This is a genomic window from Thiomonas sp. FB-6 (assembly GCF_000377645.1).
Lineage (GTDB): Bacteria > Pseudomonadota > Gammaproteobacteria > Burkholderiales > Burkholderiaceae_C > Thiomonas_A.
Window position 1 is genome coordinate 1 of the sequence record NZ_KB898512.1, and the last position, 21,382, is coordinate 21,382.

At 60.3% G+C, this 21,382-nt stretch carries 15 protein-coding genes; 6 read left to right on the plus strand and 9 right to left on the minus strand.

Features of this window, described 5'->3' with window-relative positions; all coding sequences use genetic code 11:
* Positions 1–69 precede the first annotated feature (69 nt).
* From D466_RS0118000 to D466_RS0118005, 3 genes are all read left to right on the plus strand, one after another.
* Positions 70–1,250 (plus strand): IS3-like element ISThsp4 family transposase gene (locus D466_RS0118000; protein ID WP_156004198.1). Its coding sequence is split into 2 segments (ribosomal slippage): positions 70–316 and positions 316–1,250, totalling 1,182 coding nucleotides; the frame shifts between segments, so codons are not numbered across the junction.
* On the plus strand, positions 1,247–2,134 hold the full coding sequence (locus tag D466_RS23565; RefSeq protein WP_081630029.1) for a hypothetical protein: 888 nt from the start codon (positions 1,247–1,249) through the stop codon (positions 2,132–2,134). Before D466_RS0118000 ends, D466_RS23565 begins: the two co-directional genes overlap by 4 nt.
* Before the next feature lie 299 nt (positions 2,135–2,433).
* Positions 2,434–2,736, plus strand: a complete 303-nt coding sequence (locus D466_RS0118005; protein ID WP_018915097.1) for an H-NS family nucleoid-associated regulatory protein — start codon at positions 2,434–2,436, stop codon at positions 2,734–2,736.
* Between the two features lie 105 nt (positions 2,737–2,841).
* Here D466_RS0118005 and D466_RS23570 read toward each other — a convergent pair whose 3' ends face one another.
* From D466_RS23570 to D466_RS24225, 6 genes are all read right to left on the minus strand, one after another.
* Entirely contained in the window at positions 2,842–3,369 is a 528-nt protein-coding gene (locus tag D466_RS23570; RefSeq protein WP_196803520.1) for a hypothetical protein, read from the minus strand.
* Positions 3,338–5,758 carry a DUF262 domain-containing protein gene (locus tag D466_RS0118010; RefSeq protein ID WP_081630030.1) on the minus strand — a complete coding sequence of 807 codons (2,421 nt, stop codon included), beginning with the start codon at positions 5,756–5,758 and terminating at the stop codon, positions 3,338–3,340. Before D466_RS0118010 ends, D466_RS23570 begins: the two co-directional genes overlap by 32 nt.
* A 39-nt stretch (positions 5,759–5,797) precedes the next feature.
* On the minus strand, positions 5,798–6,640 hold the full coding sequence (locus D466_RS23575; RefSeq protein WP_081630031.1) for a phosphoadenosine phosphosulfate reductase family protein: 843 nt from the start codon (positions 6,638–6,640) through the stop codon (positions 5,798–5,800).
* Positions 6,633–9,860, minus strand: coding sequence for an ATP-binding protein (locus D466_RS0118020; protein WP_231385767.1), 3,228 nt, complete (start codon positions 9,858–9,860; stop codon positions 6,633–6,635). Before D466_RS0118020 ends, D466_RS23575 begins: the two co-directional genes overlap by 8 nt.
* 112 nt (positions 9,861–9,972) lie before the next feature.
* Complete coding sequence (locus D466_RS0118025) at positions 9,973–10,902, minus strand: DUF4007 family protein (protein WP_018915100.1); 930 nt, start codon at positions 10,900–10,902, stop codon at positions 9,973–9,975.
* A gap of 739 nt (positions 10,903–11,641) precedes the next feature.
* Positions 11,642–12,409, minus strand: coding sequence for a hypothetical protein (locus tag D466_RS24225; protein WP_156004440.1), 768 nt, complete (start codon positions 12,407–12,409; stop codon positions 11,642–11,644).
* A gap of 321 nt (positions 12,410–12,730) precedes the next feature.
* Between D466_RS24225 and D466_RS0118035 the strand changes: the two genes are divergently transcribed.
* Positions 12,731–13,210: an AAA family ATPase gene (locus D466_RS0118035; protein WP_081630032.1), complete on the plus strand. Its 480-nt coding sequence runs from the start codon at positions 12,731–12,733 to the stop codon at positions 13,208–13,210.
* Between the two features lie 1,308 nt (positions 13,211–14,518).
* On the opposite strand, the gene D466_RS0118040 is transcribed toward D466_RS0118035, so the two are convergent.
* Positions 14,519–15,553 (minus strand): trans-aconitate 2-methyltransferase, encoded by a 1,035-nt coding sequence (locus D466_RS0118040; RefSeq protein WP_018915103.1) that lies wholly within the window; start codon positions 15,551–15,553, stop codon positions 14,519–14,521.
* A 137-nt stretch (positions 15,554–15,690) separates the two neighbouring features.
* Between D466_RS0118040 and D466_RS0118045 the strand changes: the two genes are divergently transcribed.
* On the plus strand, positions 15,691–15,885 hold the full coding sequence (locus D466_RS0118045) for a DUF2892 domain-containing protein (protein ID WP_018915104.1): 195 nt from the start codon (positions 15,691–15,693) through the stop codon (positions 15,883–15,885).
* Positions 15,886–16,100: 215 nt separating this feature from the next.
* On the opposite strand, the gene repC is transcribed toward D466_RS0118045, so the two are convergent.
* Together repC and D466_RS23580 are read right to left on the minus strand one after the other, a co-directional pair.
* Positions 16,101–17,117 (minus strand): replication protein C, IncQ-type, encoded by a 1,017-nt coding sequence (gene repC, locus D466_RS22270; protein ID WP_018915105.1) that lies wholly within the window; start codon positions 17,115–17,117, stop codon positions 16,101–16,103.
* Positions 17,114–18,061, minus strand: coding sequence for a helicase RepA family protein (locus D466_RS23580; protein ID WP_081630033.1), 948 nt, complete (start codon positions 18,059–18,061; stop codon positions 17,114–17,116). The genes repC and D466_RS23580 overlap by 4 nt, the downstream gene beginning before the upstream one ends.
* 699 nt (positions 18,062–18,760) lie before the next feature.
* Between D466_RS23580 and D466_RS22995 the strand changes: the two genes are divergently transcribed.
* A complete protein-coding gene (locus tag D466_RS22995; RefSeq protein ID WP_196803521.1) occupies positions 18,761–21,094 on the plus strand; it encodes a diguanylate cyclase in 2,334 nt (777 codons plus the stop codon).
* The last annotated feature ends 288 nt before the right edge of the window (positions 21,095–21,382 follow it).

The window sequence follows — 21,382 nt, forward strand, 5'->3', positions numbered from 1 at the left end:
TGAGCTGCCTGCCGTTTTTCGTCTTCCAGGAGCCGATGTGTAGCATCGAGACCTGAAGGACGAGACGAAGTGAAGACGATCCCGAAACAGCAGTACACGGCCGAGTTCAAGGAGCAGGCCGTCAAGCATGCCCAGGCGGTTGGCGTGGGTGCGGCAGCTCGCGAACTGGGGCTGGTGGAGCAGACGCTGCGCAACTGGGTGAAGGCTGCCCAGGCCGGCCATCTGGCGGGCGCCGGCGCGAAGCCGGTGACGCCGGAACAGATGGAGCTGTCGCGGCTGAGGGCGGAGAACGCCCGGCTGCGGATGCACGTGGACATCTTAAAAAAAGCGACTGCGTACTTCGCCAAGGATGCGCTGTGAAGTACGCGTGGATCGACGCGCAGCGCCGCGACCATCCCCTGCCTGAGCTGTGCGAGGTGCTCGGCGTGAGCATCAGCGGCTACCGCGCCTGGCGCCGCGGCGGCAAGCCCGATCGCACCCGCCTGAGCGATGCGCAGGCCCTGACGCTGATGCGCAGCATCCACGCCGAGTTCAAGGCTGCCTACGGCTCGCGGCGCATGCACCGCGAGCTGCAGGGGCGCGGCCATCGCATCGGCCTGCGGCGGGTGGAACGACTCATGCGCGAGCACGGCATCCGGGCGCGCCACAAGCGACGATTCAAGGCGACGACGGATTCGAGGCATTCCCTGCCCATCGCGCCGAATCTGCTGGCGCGCAACTTCGCGCCCGAGGCGCCGAATCGAGTCTGGACCGGTGACATCACCTACATCCAGACCGGCGAGGGCTGGCTGTACCTGGCCATCGTCCTGGATCTGTTCAACCGCGAGATCGTCGGCTGGTCGATCAAACCGCGCATGACCGCGGACATCGTCACCGATGCCCTGACCATGGCGTGGTTCCGGCGCAAGCCCGAGGCTGGAATCGTGTTTCACAGCGATCGCGGAAGTCAATACGCAAGTGCCGCCATGGCGGCCAAGCTGCACGACTTCGGCATGAGCGCATCGATGAGTCGCAAGGGCAACTGCTGGGACAACGCGCCGACCGAGAGCTTCTTCAACAGCCTCAAAAACGAGCGGGTGCACGGCACGTCGTACCCGACCCGCGCCGATGCGCAGGCCGACCTGTTCCAGTACATCGAGGCGTTCTACAACCGGAGTCGCCGCCACTCCACGCTGGGCTACTGCTCGCCGATTCGCTTCCTGGAGGAGTGGCTCAGCAAGCATGGCGATCAGCCATCCATGGCGGCATGAGAGCGGCCATCTGGAAGGCGAAATTCGACGGGCACCTCAAAAAGCAAGCCCTTCAGTACATCGAGACGTTCAAAGAGTCCCTTCGCCGTGCGGCTCAACGTGAAAAAGTCGTTGCAGCGGATGAGCTTTATGACGCGGCGTCTTTGCTTCAGGCGACGACCGGGGTTCTGTATGCCGTACGTCAACCTGGAGATGGCGGGTTGTACAAGATGCATCTCACGGCCAACCTGTTCAGTTCGTTCTCCCTCAATACGCTATCGACAAAGTTGGCGGATGGAGCGCTGAAAGCCTGGCCGACGTTGTTCGCAAAAGACGCTCTCATCCATGTTCGCATTCACCTTGAGCGCATGCGAGGGGTTGACGTCGAGGGTGCAATCATCGGAACCGGTGAAGAACTGGAGCAATGCGCAACCAACTTGCTCAAGACAGAGCTGAATCGACTGGAAAGTCCTTGGTCTTCATCCGCGGTAAAGTCGTTCGCAATTCCTCTCGCCGAGCAAGATAAATCACAACGCAAGTCAGCGTCTAACAATGCAGTGGTTCAGTATCTGCTTGGCCGACGGCTACGCATTGGGGGCAGAACGACGACCTTGGAGTCCCTTTGCGCAGCACGCCTGAATGAGGCGGAACGTAGCCTATATACTGCGCACTATGAACTAGCGCGGCGAGGGGTGCGCTATAGTAAGCCGGGCATCTTCGTGCTGGAGACTAGACTCGACGGGCGCGCGGAACGAAACTTCGTCGCCGGGCCATTCAAGCGTTCTTGGAGGGAGGCTTTGGGAAAGACAGTGGCCTTCGACCTCGCCGGGAAGACCTATAAGGCGGCCGACATTAAAAGCAATATTCCAGAGGCCCGGGTCATGCTTGAATTGTGTATGCGCTAGCAGACGATAACAGCTTGGCCAATGTCGGAGTGTGGTCAGCGAGCGTCGGCAGACAATTGGCGATGTGACAGCGGTTGGTTAGGTTGTTCAGCGACCTCTGTCCGACGAATAAATCGGTCGAAGGAATCTAGGCGAGTGTGGGCGCAAGCCAACACTATTTCCTTGGGGCGATTTCCTTCGCCATGGAGTGAGGTCTTGAACCTGTAGAGGGCAAGATAACGTGGAAAGTGCATTGCTTAAGTCAACGCTAAGCTTTACCAGTTAGAGTCCGCCCAACCAAGCCAGCGTCAGGAGCCCCCATGGCCAACTACACAGAACTTCAGCGCGAAATCGCTCGACTCATGCAACAGGCCGACGCTGCTCGCAAAGCCGAGGTTGCCGCTGCCATCGCTGACATCAAAGCGAAGATGCATGAGTACGGCATCACCATCGCCGACCTCGGCTCCGCGGGGCGCTCGTCACGAGCCAAAGGGACGACCGTCGCCGCGAAGTACCGCAACCGTGCTACGGGCGAGACGTGGACGGGCCGAGGCAAGATGCCGCGTTGGCTGCAGGCGGAAGTCAACGTTGGAAAGCGCAAGGAAGACTTTCTGATTGGCTGAGCAGAAGCTCGGCGTGAGGTCGAGCTCTTCGTGCTGTTGGACGAGGACGCCCTCGACGCACTGCTTTGGCGTGTCGCCAAGAGCGCCGGGCTAGGCAATCTGAGCTCAGCGGCCGCCGGTCTGGCTTGAATGTGCGACGCGCCTTGTCCCCGGCGGCAGTTCCTTGATGAGTTCAAGCATTTGCTCAGCCGGCACCTCTGCAAGCATCACGCGTTTCAACGCGGCCAGCGACACTTGATGCTGGCCATTCTTGGTTGCCTTCCGTTGCGCGACGAGTGCCCAAGCTAGCGTCCCGGGGCCGTTGAAGCATTCCTCGAATGAGCCATCTACGTTCAGCCTGAAGACCAGTAGGTGCTCTGGGCAACTGGAGAGTGCGACTCGGTCTCCCTGCGTAGCCTTCACCTCGACCTTCCTGCCTTGCCGCAGCCCGTCATAACCCTCTGTTGAGGCTCGGCAAAGCTCAACGCCGTAGTAGGTACTTGCTAGCGCTTCACCGATGCTGCCGACAAGGTGGCCGTCGGGGGTGAAGTGGCGGCCGGGAAAGATGGACTCGAGCTTGGCGACGATGGCGTAGAGGTCGCGGATGAGGGCGGGGACTTCATCAGGTGCCGGTGTCAAAAGCGGGGAGTTCATGTGTGTTCGCCTCAAGTCCAAGCCAGGGAGCAAGTCGCCGCCAGGCAAGGTCAGCGAGTGCGCGGCCCCGACCGTCTACAGCCGCTAGGTCCCAAGACCCATGGACCTGACTGATAGCGTGCACATGGGGCAGATACTGCCCTGCATACAAGTTCGTGCCGATTTCTGACAGGTCAACGCCTTCGTCCTTGAGCCTGGCCAGAATCGTCTTGGCCTCATCTTCGGTCTTCGCTGACAGTGCAGCGAACAGTGACTTCTTCTGGTCCCATGGCCTGTCGCTGAGCGAGGAGTTAGTGTTGCTCGGCAGCAGCGTCAGATTGCCTAGACGCTCGAACTCTTCGTCCTGATAGAGGTCCGGCGACCACCCCTTTGCCTTTGACCGCGGCGCGATGTGCTCGACGGTTGCGAACTTCGTGCCGAGCCATGCTTCACAAGTCAACGTCGGATAGCTTCCGTCCTTGCCTGGAGTCAGGGCACCATCCGCTCCCTCGACGACATCATGACAAGCGACCAGGAGGACAAAGCGCGCTAGGGTGACGTTGACGTCCCAAAGTGGCTGCGCGATTGTCTTGTCAATCCACTCAGTCTTGCCTGCAATGTTCGCACCACCTTGCTTTCGGTCGGCCTTCAACTTAGCGACCAACGCAGTCCGGATTGCTGAGGGAGGAGGCAATGGACCATCGCCACGCTTGCCACGAGCAAGCGCGGGAACGCCGTGGTCGGGCGAACCTTTGCTCATCAGGTCACGGTAGACCTGGTCAATCCTGTCGGTAGTGCTGCGCGACGCCCTCCACAGAACGGTGAAGGCGGTGACGGCCTGGACTACTTGGCAGAACCGCTGGATTGCCTGTTGTCGCTCATACGGGTCCTTGACGACGCCCACCGCGGCGGCGTACTGCGCCAAAAGCGGTGCGGTGATGGTATGGCCAAAGTCGACCAAGAACCTCAAGCAAAGTGCTGCGGGGTCGGGAAGCGCCTGGTCATCAACCTTGGGTACGCTGTCGTTACTCACCCATACGGTGTCGAAGAAGCGAGAAAGTTCCGCGAGGTGGCGGATGAATTCCTGCTGACCCGGGCGGTCGGGATAGGAATCAAACGCTTCTCGCATGAAGCGACGCTGGTCGGCGAGGTTCTTGGAGCGCTTCTCGCCGAGTTCAGCTAGCGCGAAAGCCACTAGTAGGTCAGCCGAGCGCTTCTGTCGGTCATCTGCTCGACTTACCTTCCTGATATACGCTCCCGCAATCTCAAGCTGTTTCTTTTCCTCAGACGAGTTGTACTTGGCCATGCCAACCGACTGAACGACCTTCGGCACAAATGTTTCAAGTGCTGTCAGTGGTTGACCGGTCGTGTTTAAAGCCTCGAAGACGTCGAATGCGAAGTCTTCCGTAGTCGCTGTTACGACAACTAGCGTAATGCGCTCTAATGCGAACTTCGCGAAAAAGAGCAGTGAGACCAAGTTGGTGGAGGCGTCCCACCACTTGCGAGTCCTGGTATCGCTATAGGCGGGGTCGCCCAGACCAACAGGTTGTAGGCAGGCTTCGAGGCCCTTCCTCATCGACTCCGGGAATTCCTCGCCGAATAGGGTATCTTGCTTAGCATCATCCTGGACAATATGGATGAGCTCAGGGAATTCGTCGTCGTTAGGGAGCCACTTTAGCTTATCGCGCATCACCTTCAGCATCCTCATGAAGTGACGCCGTTGACCCTCGTTCTCCGCGGCATCAGCGCTCTCCTTGAGAACTGAGGCGAATTTATTCCACTTCGGCTCTTGCTGCTCGCGGAAACGCACGAATTCGAAAAGGAGCCAAGAGATTGGGGAGGCGTACGTTGCCTTCTCTGCTTCGTATGACCATGTATCGATGAACGCGCGAATCATCTTCGGGAAGTGGCGGAACTCAGCCTCCCCGTTGTTCTGCTTCTCCGCAAGCATCTGCGAGAGCAGACCTCTCATGTCATTGACGCGCGTTTCAAGCCATAGCTTTGCTTCGTCGCTGCCATGGGCATTGCCTTTCTTAAGCTCGGCCCATTGGACCTCAATCTCCAGCAGCAATGCGAGGCACAGCATCAACAATGTGGTCAGTCGCTGTTGCCCATCGATGATGGACATGACCTGCGTGTAGACTTGATTTTTTACCAATGGACTGATGGTTGTCTTCTTTGAGTCGTTCATCGCAATTATGGTGCCGATGAACGTGATGGACTCGTCAGGTCGCTTTAGTAGTGCGTTGAGCCCCTGAATCGTGTCATCAATGAGGCGTTCAATGTTAGATTTATCCCAAGCGTAGTCGCGTTGATACGGCGGAATGTAGAGTCCGCGACCGTTCTTTGACACAAAATCGTAGAGACTTTCCGACTCGGCATCAAAGATGCGCTGACCAGGGCTGGGCATGATTTACCTCCTCGAATGGTTTGAGATGACGCGCAATTTTTACTTGTGACACACCAAGCATGCCCCGCCGCCCTCATCCTCGAGGTACAGGTCGTCGATATCAATGGGCTCGATTGGCACGACACGCAACGGGTTAGGCCTTCTGCGGGAAAGCTCTCGTTGCTTGCGAATCTCGAAGTCGGTGACGATTTGGTTGGTGCGGTCCGGCTTCTCTAGTTCCGTTAGCGGTTCGCCGTGGCTCCACGTGAATGGCGAGCCGTGCTCTATAGCATTTTTCTCATAATTCTTGGCTTCCTCAAAAGCTTCGGGATGGGTTTCCTTCAGTCGAACCCACTCAACCTTTTGTTGAAAAAAGCAAAACGTGCAGCCACTTCTGGACCGCCATCCATAATATTTCGGCAAGCCAAGGCCTGAGGCTTCGAGAATTTCTAACACGCCGGCCTTGTCGATGCCGTGCTCTCTGAAGGGCATCAGGACCTTCAGTTTTTCATGCTGGGCGACCATGCCCTCTCGATGGTCCTCATCCGAGCGGATAGCCACATAACTATAGACCGTATCTCCTGCGTCCAGAGACGGCTTCACCCAGTTCTTGAACGGTTCCAACTTTAGCTTGCGGGTACACCACCTAGTCTGAGGCGAGGGAAGGAAGTGATTGTAGGTGCGAAGCCAAAAATCAAAATCCCGATGCGGATTGAGATAGGTAATTGGACGTCCTAGGAATCCCTCCAATTTTCCGAGGAACTCGTAAACCTCGGGCAATTCTTTCCCTGTATCAGTGAAGAAGTACTCGATAGGGAGTTCAGGGTGATGAAGGCTCATGTAGACGGCCAGTGCAGCGCTATCCTTGCCGCCGCTAATGCCCAGCACGTGTCGCTCAGTCATGCTTTTTCCCCTTTTCAAGCTTGTTCAAGGTCATCGCGCCAGCCTCAGCAAGGGCAGCTAGGATGACCTCAGGTTTTTCACCCACGGTATCGGCGAGGAAGGCCTTCACCAGTCGGTCAACTGCCTGCGTGTCCTTTTCGGCGATGTCGACGTAGCCAGACCTATCCTGGCCCCGGCTCGCGCCAAACACCACGCCTAGCACGCGTCGTGTGGATGGACGGTCTCGCAGAGGCGCCATGGCCTCCGCCTTCCTGAAGTCGACTGCCCATCCTGCGAGGGCAGCCATTGCTGCGTCGATATCACGGTCGACCCACTGCGAAGACGGCTTGCTCACTGCCAAGCTGATAAGGCCCTCGGTAACCGCGTCGCTGTTGTCTGCCAATTCCAGGCGGCCGGCAAACGCATCGAGGCGCAAGTCACCTGTGATGCCCTTTACCGTGTTGGACCTTTGGCGTAGCTCTTGCAGGGAGCGGCCGCGGTGGTCCAGGGCGTCCAAAAGATGTTCTCGAACTCGGTTCAACATCGCACCATAGGCGCTCGTCAGCTCATCTGTGACCCCGATTAAACGACGATTGATTTCCTCTGGCTCCTTGGCTTCAAGCAGAGTGGGGAGGTCTGCGAAGAGCACTTTGTGCGGGTCGTTCGCACGCAAGAGCGTGCCGCGCACCGCCTGCGCCCGCTTCGAAACCGTCAAGGTGCGCTTGGTCCATTCGGGTAGCCCAACGATGATGCTCACTAGACCCCGTGCGACGTCGAGGGGAGCGGCCTCGACTTCGGTGTTGCTCCGCTCTGCGACAGATGCTGCTAGTGCGTCGACTAGCTTGACTTGGTCACTTGATGCTTCGACGTGCCTGAATGCAATCCGGCTGGGGTCAAGTACCCACTCGTCAACAACAGCCTCACTGAGCTCAGGGGTGAAAGCGCCGGCGACATAGAGTGCAAGCTGTGAGCGGTGGGCCATGAAGAACGCTAAAGCCAGAACTGGCATGACACCCCGACGGATGCCGTAGGGTACGTCGGCCCAGTATCTATAGAGGTCCGCCAGCGTTGTGGTCCTCCCCTCCTTCAGCACCGCGAGGCGCGTCGCATACCACCACGGATTAAACGGTTCCCACTTCGGTGTCCAGTAGGGGTCAGTGAATCCCCAGCTTCCGTCGGACAACCGTTGGTGAAGTCCTGGGTTGTTGAGGATGGTGAAGTACAGGCCAGCGTCGGCAGGAAATCCGTCGTAGCCAAGTCTCTCCTGGGACGCATGGCTGACCATCCTGTACATCAGGTCCTTGCGTGCCTTTACGGAGTTGCTGGACGGTTCATCTCGGTTGATGAGCTCGCTGAAGATTGGGGGAGTCTCGCCGTAAACGTCACGCGCAATCTCCGAGGCCAGAACGGTCAGCGGTTTGTCGTGCTTAGGGTTGACGGAGGCGCCGTGGCGATACCAAAGGCAGGTGGAGAAAGCGTCAGCCAGTTCTTCCTCTAACGACGAGCGGACGGCCTCGATACGGCCAACCAGCTCGCGGCGTGCTACGGGGTCACCGTGCAACTCCGGGTGTGTTTTGCTCACGCGCTCTGCAGCTGCTAGCTCCAGGCTCAACTCGGCAATGCGCTCGGCGTTCTTGGGAGTGCCCAGCAGCAGCGTCTTACTTGCCGAGCCGGAGGCGTGGCGCACGCGATGTTCAGCCGACTTCGTCCGGGTCCCGATTGAGGGTAGGCACATCACGAACGTGCCTACGCTGCCAGGCTTGTGCTTGTAATCTTCGGCGAGCTGCTCGATGTCATCCAGCCGAGCCAACGCCCGGTTGAACCAGCGCATCGTGCCGGTCTCGTGGTATAGCCGTTTTGCGAGAACCGGCTGCAGGTCGCTTAGCGTAGAGATACGGTCTAGGTCGGGCTCGCCAATCTCAGCACGAGCCAGACGCACGGCTCCTTCGATATCGAAGTCGCTGCCAGCGTAGATGCCCCAGGCGCCGAGGTGCTTGCGCTCGATAAGCACCTTCCATTCAGCAAGTTCCTTGAGAAGCTGGGGTATGGATTCCTCGGTGACGCGCCGCACTGAGACCCCCAGGACGTGGTTGTCCGCGACCAGGCCAGAGCCACTTCGGAAGAGCTCAATGAGTGCAATTGCTTTGGTCAGCGCAATGTGACGCTCGTTTCCTTTGGACTCAGCACGTTCCACAGCCTCGCATGCCTGCGCCCATCGATGACCATCGGGAGATGCGAGGATGGCAGGCTCAAGATTTGCACGCATGTAGTCCCAGTAGTCCGCCGGGTCGTACATGCAGGACCAGTCGGCCGGGTGCCCATTCAGGTGCTCCATGAAGCCCAGAGGCTCTCGAGACGCAAGGAAGCCGAACGTGCTCCGCTCGTTCTGTCCGAACTTGCGCCTAGAGATGGGGCCGAGGAGGGCAGCAGTGACAGGGTGGAGCGGCCAGCAAGCCGATAGCGCGGCAGCGAGGCCATCCGGCGTGCCCGGTCGGCGTGCCTTGATGGAGTCGGCAACTCGTTCGGCAACTTTGGTTGCCCTTCTTAGGTCTGGCGCGTCCTTAAGCGTGATTGCCCGCCCTACGAGTTCGATGACCTCGTCCGCACCTGCGACGAGGGGCATATCAATGTAGCGACCCTGGACTTTGGCCCACTCGTCTCGAGCCTCCCGGCCAAGGCGCGAGGCGTACGCGTCGAAGGCCTGGTGCAGGATTCCAACAATGACCAGCTTGCGGGAGCAGCGACTGGCACTCTCAGCCAGCTCTTGGAAGAAGCCAATATCGCCGCCTTCCATAGCGGTCGCTTCCAGAAGTCTCCCAAGTTCGTCGATGACAACCAGCACCCCATTCGGATGGCGCTCCGCCTCATCAACCAGCTCTGCAATCACGTCGGCGTTCTTGCGCCGGGGTGGGCTTAAACCTCGCGCTGCGGCAAGAGCGTTGCTCAGCTCGGTACGGACATCGGCACGCTTGCCAACAACGGGCACTACGAGCCAACCATCGCTCTTGGTCGCGAATGCGCGTTGGACCAGACTCGTGGCGGGTAGGTCGAGCACCTGCCGCGCTTTAGCTCGTAGCTTCGGGTTAGGGCTTACCAACGAGCAGAGACTTAGCGCCAGGGACGATTTCCCGCCGCCGTATGGCCCGGTCCAGGTGAACGCGCGTTGATTTGTCTCGACAATCTGTCTGGACAGGTTTTCGAGCAGCGAGCGCGCCGTGCCCTGGCAGATGTAGCCAGTCAATGCGTCTTCGCGGCCGAGGTCTGCATCAATTCGGACGGACCGAAGGAACTGCCTGGAAATTGAGACAACGCATGAGAGCCTCGCCTGCTCGTGGTCTGTCGGGCGCAATAACTTAGGCATATGCGGCCTCCAGCATCTTGAGCTTGTAGTCATGGAGGCTGTTCAGTGCAGGGCCTTTTCGCGTCACTTGCCGAATGCCGGCCTGCTCTACCCATTGCAGACTGCCATTGGACAGCGTCTCTAAAGCAATGAGGCGGTCGGCCACGGAGTTCTCATCGAGCTTAAAGACTCGGCCAGGCGAGCCGAAGTCATGTGCGACTCGGTCGAAGTCCATGACCGAGCCGGCATGCGGCATTCGGCTCCAGTAATCGAGCAATGCATATGCGAAGACACCATCGGGAAGCGACTTCTTGGCTCCGCGGCGGAACTCGAACGTACCCTTAGCGTTTTGCTGAATGAGCCCGAGCTCGCCCAACAGCGGCTCGCTCATCTCCTCGGGGGAGTCACCGCCTAGCCGTGGCACATAGCTACGGATGCAGCACTCGACGTCGCGCTTGAGCGTGGCGAGAGAGATGCGAAGTTTGTACTCCGTGATGAAGCCGGAGAGCGACCTGACGAGGTGGTCTCGGTCGAAGACCTGCTGTATGACGTGGTTGAATAGGTACCACCATGTCGTGGTCTTCTCAGGCGTGCTCGCGACCTGCCAATGCATCAGCCATGTTGTGGCGGGAAGCTCGCAGTACGGGTCGCGGCCACGGTCAGGCGAGAACAGGTAGTGCCCGAGGTCGGTCGGCACATAGCCGCTTTTGGTTTCGTCCACCACCCCGCAGGCCGTTGCCCAAAAGCGGATAGCCATGGCCATGTTCTTGCCGACGCCGAAGCGAACGATGGCATCTTCGCCAGCAAACACGGACCGCTGCGCGGGCGCCTGAGTCTCGGCAACCGCGTCGTATGCCTTGCGGAGCCAGAGTTGGCGCAAGGGGAACGTCTCGTGACCGGAGAACTGCGGCTGCTTGTCTTGTTCTAGTAGGAGCTCGGACATAGTGGCTCCTAGTCTAACTGGATGAAGCCGCCAGTTGGCAAAGCCCTGTGCGTCCCCAAAAGCCACATGGTGCCCGCTACATGGGCGGCCTTCGCGTCGGGTGATGTGGCTGTGAAAGTATACAGTAGTCGACCGAGCGTGAGAAGATGCGGCCTCTCCAGCCGAACAGCCTCACGTTGAACTGGAAATTGGGTAAAACTAATGAAATAGAAAAGACAATAGAAAAAACATTGCATCGACTGGGGCACAAGTGTGGCTGATATGGCCTACGCCAGAGTGGCTGGGTTAGGTGGCCCACGAATTCCGGCGTCGAGTCCACGCCGAGTGGAATGCGCGGCGGGAGGAGCTTCTGGTTCAGCTCAGCGAGCTTGACGGTGCGGAACGCCTCATGCTCATCGCGGCCATTAGTACCCATCCCGTGGGAGCCTTCCCGGAGGTGTGGGCGAGTGTGCCCGCCGCGAGAAGGCTTCCCACACCAACGAAGCGCGCTCTGGCGCACCGGCTTCAGCGTGCCCCGAAGGGGCCATGGAGGAACTTGCTAGCGGCGCTGCGCGAGGAGCTAAAGCCGGTGTTGGCCTCATCGGATTCGGATGATGCCACTCTTGGGCAGGCGGCCGCCGAACCGTAGGTCCAGGCGGCTCGGTAGGGTGCGCTGCTTGCGGTTTCTGGAAGCAAGCGTCAGGCCAGAAAATGAGGTGGCCTGACGCTGCTGTTGCACTCCCATCCTTCTCACGAAGGGTCATTCGTAAATCGAGATGTGGGGTTCTGGCTCATCCAATCGTCCCTGTCTCAGCCATTCAAGAGCTTGTTGGCGGCCGAAATCCTCGGCAGCCTCAGAGAAATCCATGTGAAGGGGCGCATTATCGGCATTTTGTTTTTCTCGGATACGCTTCCGTCGCGCGAGTATGTCTTCGCGCGTCACCTTTTTCTTCGATTTCCCAATTTTGACGGCAAGGTCGAGCAGTTTGACGCGCTCGGCTTGACTAAGGCGCGTGGCCGAGAATTCACGGGTGTGCGCATCGTATTTGGTCAGCCGTGCCAGAGCTTTGAAGTGGGTCACGGGAAGAAGTTCCTTCGTGGACACAACGAAGTTCCCTTGGAAAGGCTTGGCGGCGAGCTTTTCTCCGCATCGGTCGCAGAATAGCCGCATGAAATCAGCGAGCCTCATCTCGCCAAGCCTCTTCTCGAACTCTATTTGCGCTTCGCGGTCTTGCTGTACGCGAATCAGTCGCGCTGCTTCTTGCTCGAGTTCTAGGTTGGTGATGCCTGCAAGAAGTGCCTCCGCATCGTTTCGCTTTTTACCCGGTATGCCAAGCGATTCAGGCCATGGGGTGCCATACTGACCAGATTCGAACAAGCCGCGCACCAGGCCTTTTTTCACAAGCAGTCTACTTAACGCTGCTAGTTGCTGCGAGTTCGAGGTCTGCGTAGTAACTCGCAAGCCGTGCGCAAGGTCCGCGAAATTGAAAAGTTCGGGGGAAATCGAGTCTGAGGGGGTGTTCATCATGGGCTCTCATCAAGGTGGAGGTTGAATGACCGACAACGTTGTCTGTCAGTCACGCGTAGCGCCGAGGTTTATGCGCTGCGGATGAGATGATGTAAAAGGTTGTGTCCTTTGCGGCCTGCAGCCCGAGTTGACGTATCCGACCGCGTCCTCGAGGTTTTCGCGTGTCACAGGGGGGGGCGAGCGCGTCCGCGCGTGCAAGGACCTGAAAAGCGCTGGGCGGTGGTCGGCAGGCCAAGGGTGGAAATCTCGGCAGAACCGTAAAGGGCAACGAATAAATCCGATTGCTTCACTCGTCTCCACCAACCACTTGGAGATGAACAAATGGAAGCAACCCGGCATAATCCTCACCGGCTGCCCCACCAAAACAGCCGGCAGGCCCTCCATCCGGCTGACCGCGGCGCAGCCGGCGCGAGCAACGACCAAGTCGACACCGAACTCGTGCTGATTCGCGGCCTACCTGGCAGTGGCAAGAGCACCATGGCCAGGGTCTTGGCGATGGTCGGCTACGAGCACTTCGAGGCCGACCATTTCTTCATGCGCCACGGGGTCTACCACTTCGACGGCGCTCGTGTGCGCGACGCGCATGCCTGGTGCCAGCGGTCGACTCGCCAGGCGCTCCAGGAGGGCAGGCGCACCGTCGTCTCCAACACGTTCACGCAGCTGCGCGAGATGGCCCCCTATCTGGCCATGAGTCGCAATGTTCGCGTCATCGAGGCCACAGGGCGGTGGGGCAATGAGCACGACGTTCCCGCAGAGACGCTGAGGCGCATGGCCGAGCGGTGGGAGGTCTTCGCGAACTGAGCCGAGCCAACGTGCCTCGATGGGTCGACAAGAGTTGACCTGGGCGCTGACGCTCTCGACAATCCGAAGGTTCGGTCACTGCCCCTGGTGGCCAAGCTTTCTAAGCCTAGGCAAGGCATTGACCGATGGATAGTGATGCCAATGAGAGTTCGCAGGGAGCGTCGGCAACACACTCAAGAAAAGGCGGGTGCCGGCCCCGCTCGCGCAGCCTCTGTCGAGCGCACCGAAAGGACGGCTGCCTTGGCTTTGCACTTTTCTCAGAGCCCGAAGTATTCCTGTGAAGGCGCCCTTGAGGCGCTGCGGGCTGCGCTCAAATCGGCGCATCAGTAGTTGTTCGGCGTCCTCGACGAAACCCGCTTCGGCGGGTTTTTTTCAGAGCATCCATGCGATGACCGAGTGGCCTCGTCACGGTTCAGATGCCGGGGCACCGAATCAACAAATGCCCTAAAAAGGAGAAGCCCGGTCAAAATGGCCGGGCTTCTCTCCGCCTATACGGCGGCACACCACGACGGCGCAAACCGCCGTGCGGCAGGAGCGATACCTCTAAACCACCTATTCGGCGGCGCACTAGCTCCTACCATACCCGCTTACGCAGGTGATTTCTTCAATCTGATGCAACTGGCAACGCACAGTTGTCCTGAGGCATTTCGGATGAAGTCGAGACATGCCTGCTATCGCAGGCGAACCGTCGCATTGTTCAAGAATGAACTCGAACCATGCGAGTGGATAAATTGTATAGCAACCGCGGTTTATTTTCAAGCGCTGATGCTAAAAATTTTGGTTTTAGGGTAAAGAGAGCGCCTTCCGTCTCTGAGGCGGGCGGCGAAAGCGAGTTACACTTTCGCAGGCTTACCCAATGCGCTTCGCCGGCTTTGGAGATTCCGATATCTGCGGTTTACCAAGCTTTGTGCCTCAAGAAGCGCCTGCTCTAATTGCGAGGGCGAGAGCCGGCACAGGGGACGGACGGCGGCATCCCCAGGCGCCCAACCATAGCCACAGCAGTCGGATTGGGCGGCGGAAGAATTATCGCAACCCAAGCAGAAGGGTGACGAAAAAGCATCAGCATTCGGTAGCTGGCGGTCGAAATCGAGTCGCCTCAGCGCGAGTATCTGGCCACGCAGCGCGTTGTGTGAATTGGATTTTGCTAGACACCCCATGGCTTGGCCCCTTGTGGCGGAATGTTGCCCCGCCATGTAAGCCATTCTGGTCGGCCACGCGTGTCTCGACGCGCAACTATTTGGCAGAAGTAGGGCCTCGCACGTAATGGGATGCAACGTAGGTGGTGCCGAACGCGCTTCGCGGAACAAACTATTCCGACATTTGTCGCTGTGCCACGATGACGGCCTCCGTCCCTTGAGCGAAGAGATGCACCCTGGCAGGCATATCCACGCGGTCAAAGGCTTCGACGATTTCGTCAGGGCGCAGGAAATGGTTCCCCTGGACGTGTTCGGTGAGGTTCTGGAAGGCCATGCCTCTGCGCGGCATCTCGCGGAGGGCCTCTCGTTTGGCTGGCCATGCCGGCTCCCAGATGACGGCGTAGCCGCCGGCTTTGAGGTTAGAGCGGAGCCACGCAAAAAGGGCAGCAGGGTCCTTTTCCCAAACGTGGTGGAGGGCGCGGTTCATCGCGATGAGGTCGGCCGGCTCGTCGAGCGTCAACTCGTGGATATCGCCCTGTAGGAAGCGCAGTCGGGACCCGAAACGCTGGGCGTCGGCGAGTCGTCTCGCTTGGTCGATGTTCTCGCCGAACCCGTCGATGCCGAGCCCACGGACGTTGGCATAGCGCCGCGCCAGGGCGCGCAGGTACCAGCCATTGCCGCAGCCAAGGTCAACGGCGAGGCCCCCGCGAGTGTTGACCTCTGCGAACGCGGGAATTGCGGGGCAGACGGTCGTCTCGAACATGGCGCCGAAGTTCGCCTCCAGCATCGGCCCGAACCACGGCAGAACGGTTTCGCGTTCCGCCAGGACCTGTTCGCCGGGCCGCTCGCCCGTTCGCATGAGGCCCGCAGCGCGCTCAGCCATGTGCGCCGACAGCACGGACTGAATCGCCATCGGCATGAGCGTTCCAGAGGCATCCGGGCGCATGGCCTCTCCGGTTTGACTTAGGCGGAAACTAACGCCACTTGCTTCGAGGTAACCAAACGCGTACGCCGCATCACACCAGCGGGTTACGTAACCCGCGTCCATGCCTGCGGCCGCGGCCAGGTCGGCCGCCGATGCCTTGCCAAGACTGTGCAGCGTCTCGAAGAGTCGGTTGACGATACCGATGTACGCGACATTGAGGCTGAGTGCGCCTTGGGCCTGCTGGCGGAATGTCACCTTGAGTTCGTCGGATGTCATGGTCATTTGATGCAATTTGCGACAACGAAGCTGGAACCTGACCGATACATGCTCGGTGTTTTCGATACTCACTAGCGTACTGAGTTTCTGCCATGATGGCTGTGGACTCTGTCACGAGAAGAACAGCGAGTCAGGAGCCAACGATGGTCGTGAACGAAGGGACGCTAGACCGTTTGTTGCGTGTGGTGGTCGGGGCCGGACTGATGGCGCTTGCGATGACCCACACCATCGGCGCGTGGGGCTGGATTGGCGTGGTGCCGCTCATCGCTGGCGCCGTAGGGGTCTGCCCCTTGTACAGCTTGGTGGGCATCAGCACGTGCCCGATGCGCAAGCGTTGAGGCGCGGGCAAGGGCAGTTTTCCCAGTTACAAGGTTGTGGAAGTCTCTCCCACTTGAGCGTGGAGTGCCTCGATTTCCATACCAGGGAGAGGCGGACTGCTTGACCCGAGATGCCTGTGCCCGTTGGCCCTGAGGTGCCCGAAAGCGCGCGGCGCTGGAGGGCATTGATGGTTGTGGGCTGGGTGCCGCTCCTCCAGGCGGCCCCAGCTTTTCTTTTAGTTAAGAAATAGTTCAGAGGCGTCCATCGCCTCGGAAGCCGCGGATTTCCTACCTTCCTGCCCGTCCATGCGTTCGCGTTTCAACGTGTGAATGCTCGTGTTACTACGAGTGGTCGTAGTTTCGCGAACGCCCTGCTTCAGGTGAGTGACACTCACAATGTCTCGCCCTACGTGAGCGACATCCCATCCTGGCAGGGTGTTTAGTTCTTTCAGCGCGTCGCGTACGTCCTTGCGGCGTCGCCGAAGCGTTCCCGCTGGAGTGCTGACGTCCGATTCAGGCCATAGTCGGCTCAGCAGCGAGGCAACGCTTACTTTGAGGTGGTGCCCAGGCCGAAGGCACGTGGAGAAGAACGCGTGCAAGCCCTTTGCGGCGTCAGAGGGGAGTCGCATGCGCTCGGATAGTGACACGGCAGCGAATTGCCCGTTCAACAGCGACACGGCCAGGCGCGCGTTCAGTGCCACATGAACGCGAGTGTCGTCGCCCAGGAGCCAGCTCACGAGGTACGACTGCCGGGTTGTCTGGCGGGCGTCCAGTTCTTCTTCCCACACGACAACCTCGCACAGGCGTTGAAGTTGCTCACGTCGAAGGCGCTGACTCATGCCACCCGTGCTCGCGCCGATTCGCTCACTGAGTTCGTGCCAAGACGTGGTGAACCGAACCGATTCGTCCGACTGGTCTACGAAACCGCGGTTCAGGTCAGTCCAAAGCGTCTTGGAGACCTGTCCGGTGACGTGACGGTTCAACCTTGCCGTGTCCGGCGAGCGCTCAAGCGCCTCCTGAGCAAGCTCGAGCAAAACCAGGAGAAGTGTCTGCTCAGGGATGCCGAGCGCCTCCTTGGCGCTAAAGCGCAGGGTCATCTTCGACTTTACCGCGGTGTAGGAGACGTCGAGGGAAGGGCGCGCCCCGCTCTTTGGCAGAGAGCGGAACAGTTTGGTCAGTCCGAAAGGCGGGTAGTACTGCACTATCCGAGCCGAGGTGCAATTGCCTACCGTGGTATCCAGTTGCGCGCTCATGCCGCTCTCCGGACGTCGGCCCGGCGCGGCTGCGTCGCTGAAGCGGACGTTCTGCCACCGCCAAGCCCCGGGACCCAGTCAAGCACGCCCCCGAGTCCGCGCTTGAGCACCTTGGTTGCCGGCGGGGCGAGGTAGTTCGCTTTGGGAATATCGAGCAGCACATGCTCTCGTCGGAACGCCTCGTCCTTCCCGTGCGCCCTCGCCCAGTCCTTCGTCGGCTGGGAGAGGTTGAGCTGCCAGCGCACGCCGTCTGTGAGTGCGGTCGACCCTCGTGCCGCGCCGGCTGCATCGCCGACGCCGAGCTGAGTGGCTGCTCGGCTCGTGTGGTGGGCGAAGAGCACGGCGGCTCCCGTGCGCGTCGCAAGTTGCCGCAAAAGACGGACAGCTCGATTCATGGCGCCCGAGTCGTTCTCGTCGCCCGCATGAAATTGCCGGAGCGGGTCCAAGATGACGAGGCGCGCGCCGCGGGCAGCACGAAGCAGCCCTCGAGCACTCGAACTCACCCGACCCCGAGCATCGAGCAGCATCGCCGAGCCGGCATCATCTTCCGCGAAAAGCCTCAAGTTGTCTGCCAAGCGCTGAAGGAATGCCGACGGCTGCAGGCCAGTCCCCCCTTCATGCATGGGTCGCAGCAAGTGCTTGGCCACGGCGTGGAGCTTGTGAGCCAAGACATCGGCCTGCTCTTCTGGTGTGACAACTACGACACGGGCTGGCTGCTGGGCGAGTTCAACTCCAAGTGTCTCAAAGACACCGCCGAGCACTGGCGTTCCGGTCGCGAGGCCCACGGCGAGTTGTAGCTCCAGGCTTGTTTTGCCGATGCCCCCTGGGCCAGCCAGCATGCCAACAGAGCCGCGCAGGAGTCCTGGAAGCACATGGTCGAGCGTGGGCGGCTTGCGTGTGAGCGTCTCGCGAATGTCGACGGGTTTGCTGAATGGGCGGCTCATCGCGTAGTTCCCCCCTTTGCACCATGACCAGCGCACGCGTCTAGCCACGCCTGTACATCAGACGGTCGCCACCGAAGCCACCGCGTTCCGGGTACGTAGAGTCGCGGTGGGACCGCATTCGGGTTCCGCCTGATGTCCTTCTTGATGGTCTCCGGGCTACGCCCAAGAATCTCTGCGACCTCCTCAATTTCGAGCAATCGCTCAATGTGCATTGCAAATCTCCAGCCGGTCTGTTGCTGACACGAGCGCTGTCCGGCTGCGGCTCTTCGTGTCGGCCTTAGCCCCCTACAGGCCTCAGCTGGCACGTGTAGTCATCGCAGTTATGCAGGTGGAGATTTCAAGGGCCTTGACGTCGCGCTTGCTCCACAGCGGTGTCGGGGAGGCTGTGAACTAATTCGCAAATCGGGGCATCGATTGCGCCGATTCGAGCCGTATGCTTGCGCCCTTTGCCTTGCGCCCGGTACTGTGCTGGGCAACGACAGCGAGCCGTTCGGGCCGGTAGGCCCGGGCCGAGGTCGACACCAATAATCAGAAAAACGGAATATGAGCGCACGGGGCCCAGGGCGGGGCGACTACGTTTTGAGAAGCGCAGCCAACTGGGCCTGCGCGTTTGTGGTCGTCTTGTGCCTGAGCATTTCGCTCGGATGGCTCATTCGCTCCCCGGCCTTGCAGCTTCGCGAGCTGTACGGCGGTCCTCCGATGTACCTGCCGGTTGCACTGGCCCTGGCCGCCGCAGCGATTGCGCTCCTCATAAGGCTCCGACTTCGCCAGACCGCGCGACGATGGCTATTGCGGGCCGTCGGGGCTGCGGTCGCCCTCTTCGGACTGCTCTATACGCTCGAAGTAATCACAGGCTTGCACCTGGGAGTCGATTTCGGGCAGTTCCATGCGCGCATGGACCTGGTGAGTCGTCATCCGGGGCGCCCCTCGCCGAACTCCAGCATGGCCATGCTGCTTCTGGGCCTCGCACTGTGGGGCCTATCGTTCAAGCCGAACCCGCGAGTCCGCCTCAGCGTTCTGATGCTGGGTGGCGCGGTCGGGGCCATCGGCATTGTGGGTGTGTCGGTGTATGCGTTTTCACTGCCTTTCTTTAACCTCTGGCCAGAGCAAACTAGCCTGGCGGCGCCAACAGCTGTCGCATACATGCTGCTGGCCGCCTGCGTCTTGGTGGCCGCCCGCGACTGGGCCCACGACCCGAGTGCGCAACTGAGTGACTTTCAGCGGGTGACGGCAACGGCGTTGTCCGTGCTCGTCGTCGTCTCGCTGGTCATTGGACTGAGCGGACTTGCCGTCATGCAGCGGCAGACCCAGCGCGTCGAGGAACGCGCCATGCGCTCCGATTTGCTCGAGCGAACCCATGGAGTGCAGCAAGACATCGAGCGCGCCCTGGCTTTGGCGGGCGAACGTGCGCGGGAGCTGTCACTGGGGGCGGCCTCGAGCGTCTCGCCGCAAGAGTCCTACGCGGCGGTCGCCCGCGAATTGCACGAGCACGCTAGCGTGTGGAAGGATGCCACCGCACTGGCCTACCGCGACCCCAACGGTGCGCGCCAGGTTCATCTGGGGACGTTCGAACAGGCGCCGATACTCCCATTGGGTTTGGCTTCGCAAGCGCCCGCCAGCGCCGTGCTCATCGCAGGCATCGAGCCCCTCCTGCAGACGACCTGGAGGTTGTATCGCAAGGACGGCGTAGCAGGCGAGCTCGAGATGCAGCAGCCGCTACCGTCGCTCGCAGCGCTCTTGTCGATGCCGCCTCCGTGGAAGCAGGCGAGGGTCATGCTGTGTGAGCGGGCTGGCGGCACCTGCTTTGACGTGCACGAGGGGCACTTCACCCCGCTGCCTGAGACACACCTGCGGAATTTGCGCTCGCAACTGGGCACCACGTCTTTCGACAAGGTCATCTTGGGCCATGACGCCCGAGGCCAACCCTGCGTGTTGACGAAGGAGCCCTTGGCAGGAACAGACCTCGCACTGCTCCTGACGGTCCCAGCGTTCGAGGTGTATGCGCCGGTCCGAGCCGCCTTGGGGCAGCTCGCCCTGATTGTCCTGGGCTGCATCATCCTGGGTGCACTCGTGATGCGCCGTCTTCTGTACGCCATCACCCAGCGCTTGGCAGTGGCGCTAGAACGTTCGGGCGCTCACTATGCACACTTTCTCGCGGCTGCCGATTCGGCGCAGGACGCGCTTTGCTTGCTGGAGCCCTTGCAGGACTCCGAAGGTCAAGTGACGGATTTCCGGATTCGTTTCGCAAATGCGGCCTTCGCCCAGCAGTTCAAGCGCTCGCCCGTCTCGGTGACCAACGCCTCACTGCGAGAGCTCATGCAGGAGGCGCCCGAATTAGAGAAATATTTCTCTGCGTGCGCTGGCGTATGGAACTCGGGGAAGGCCGCTACCGTGGAGTGCACGTCCGATGCACGCGAGGATTCTGGCCGCGCGTGGGCGCATGTGCGCTGCTTCATGACGCGTTCGGCTGATGGGGTGTTCGTTGTGGAGCGCGACATCAGCGCCGACAAGCAGCACGTGGAGCACTTGACCACGCTGGCTATGACGGACCCTCTCACAGGGCTTGCCAACCGGCGGGCCTTCGAAGAGGCACTTACCGCGGCCTGCGCGCGCCTTCGCGGGGATGGCGATGGGTTGGCTGTGGTGTTTTGCGACATCGACGACTTCAAGATGCTCAACGATGCGCGTGGCCACGCCTACGGGGACGAGTTGCTTGTGCGCCTCGCGCAGGCGCTGAAGACTGTCGTACGCAAGAGTGATGTCGTGGCGCGCCTGGCGGGCGACGAGTTCGTCATCCTGCTCGAGAATTTGCAGTCGCCGCAGGAAGCCAGGGAAGTGGTTGACATGCTTCGAGCCCAGGTCGACCGCACCGTGCCGGTGCGCGATAGCGTTCAGCCGCTGCAGGTCAGCGTGGGCTATGCGATGAGCTTTGAGCCGGGAGTGCTGCCGAGCGACGTGCTGGCACGGGCCGATGCCGCTATGTATGCGCAAAAGGAGTCGCGCAAGCGGGCACGTCGTTCCATGGCGCTGTAAGCACGAACAACCAAGCACGACACAGCGTCGTAGCCGCCCCTGGACAGCTCGTTCCTACACGCATCAGGAACCAACCTCTCTTCGAGGTCATGGATGAAACGATGCAATGGAGGAATGACTCATCATGGGAAGTCGAGCGAATTCAAGCAAGCCGAGGCGCGATGCGGTTCACGACCTGAGCGCCCGCCTGCAGCGCCCCTGGTCCGGCGTCTTCGACGCAGCGAGCTTGAAGAGGCCCGGTGGGCTTCTGATGGCAGCCTTGGCCAGGTGCGCTCAAGAGCGAGGGCA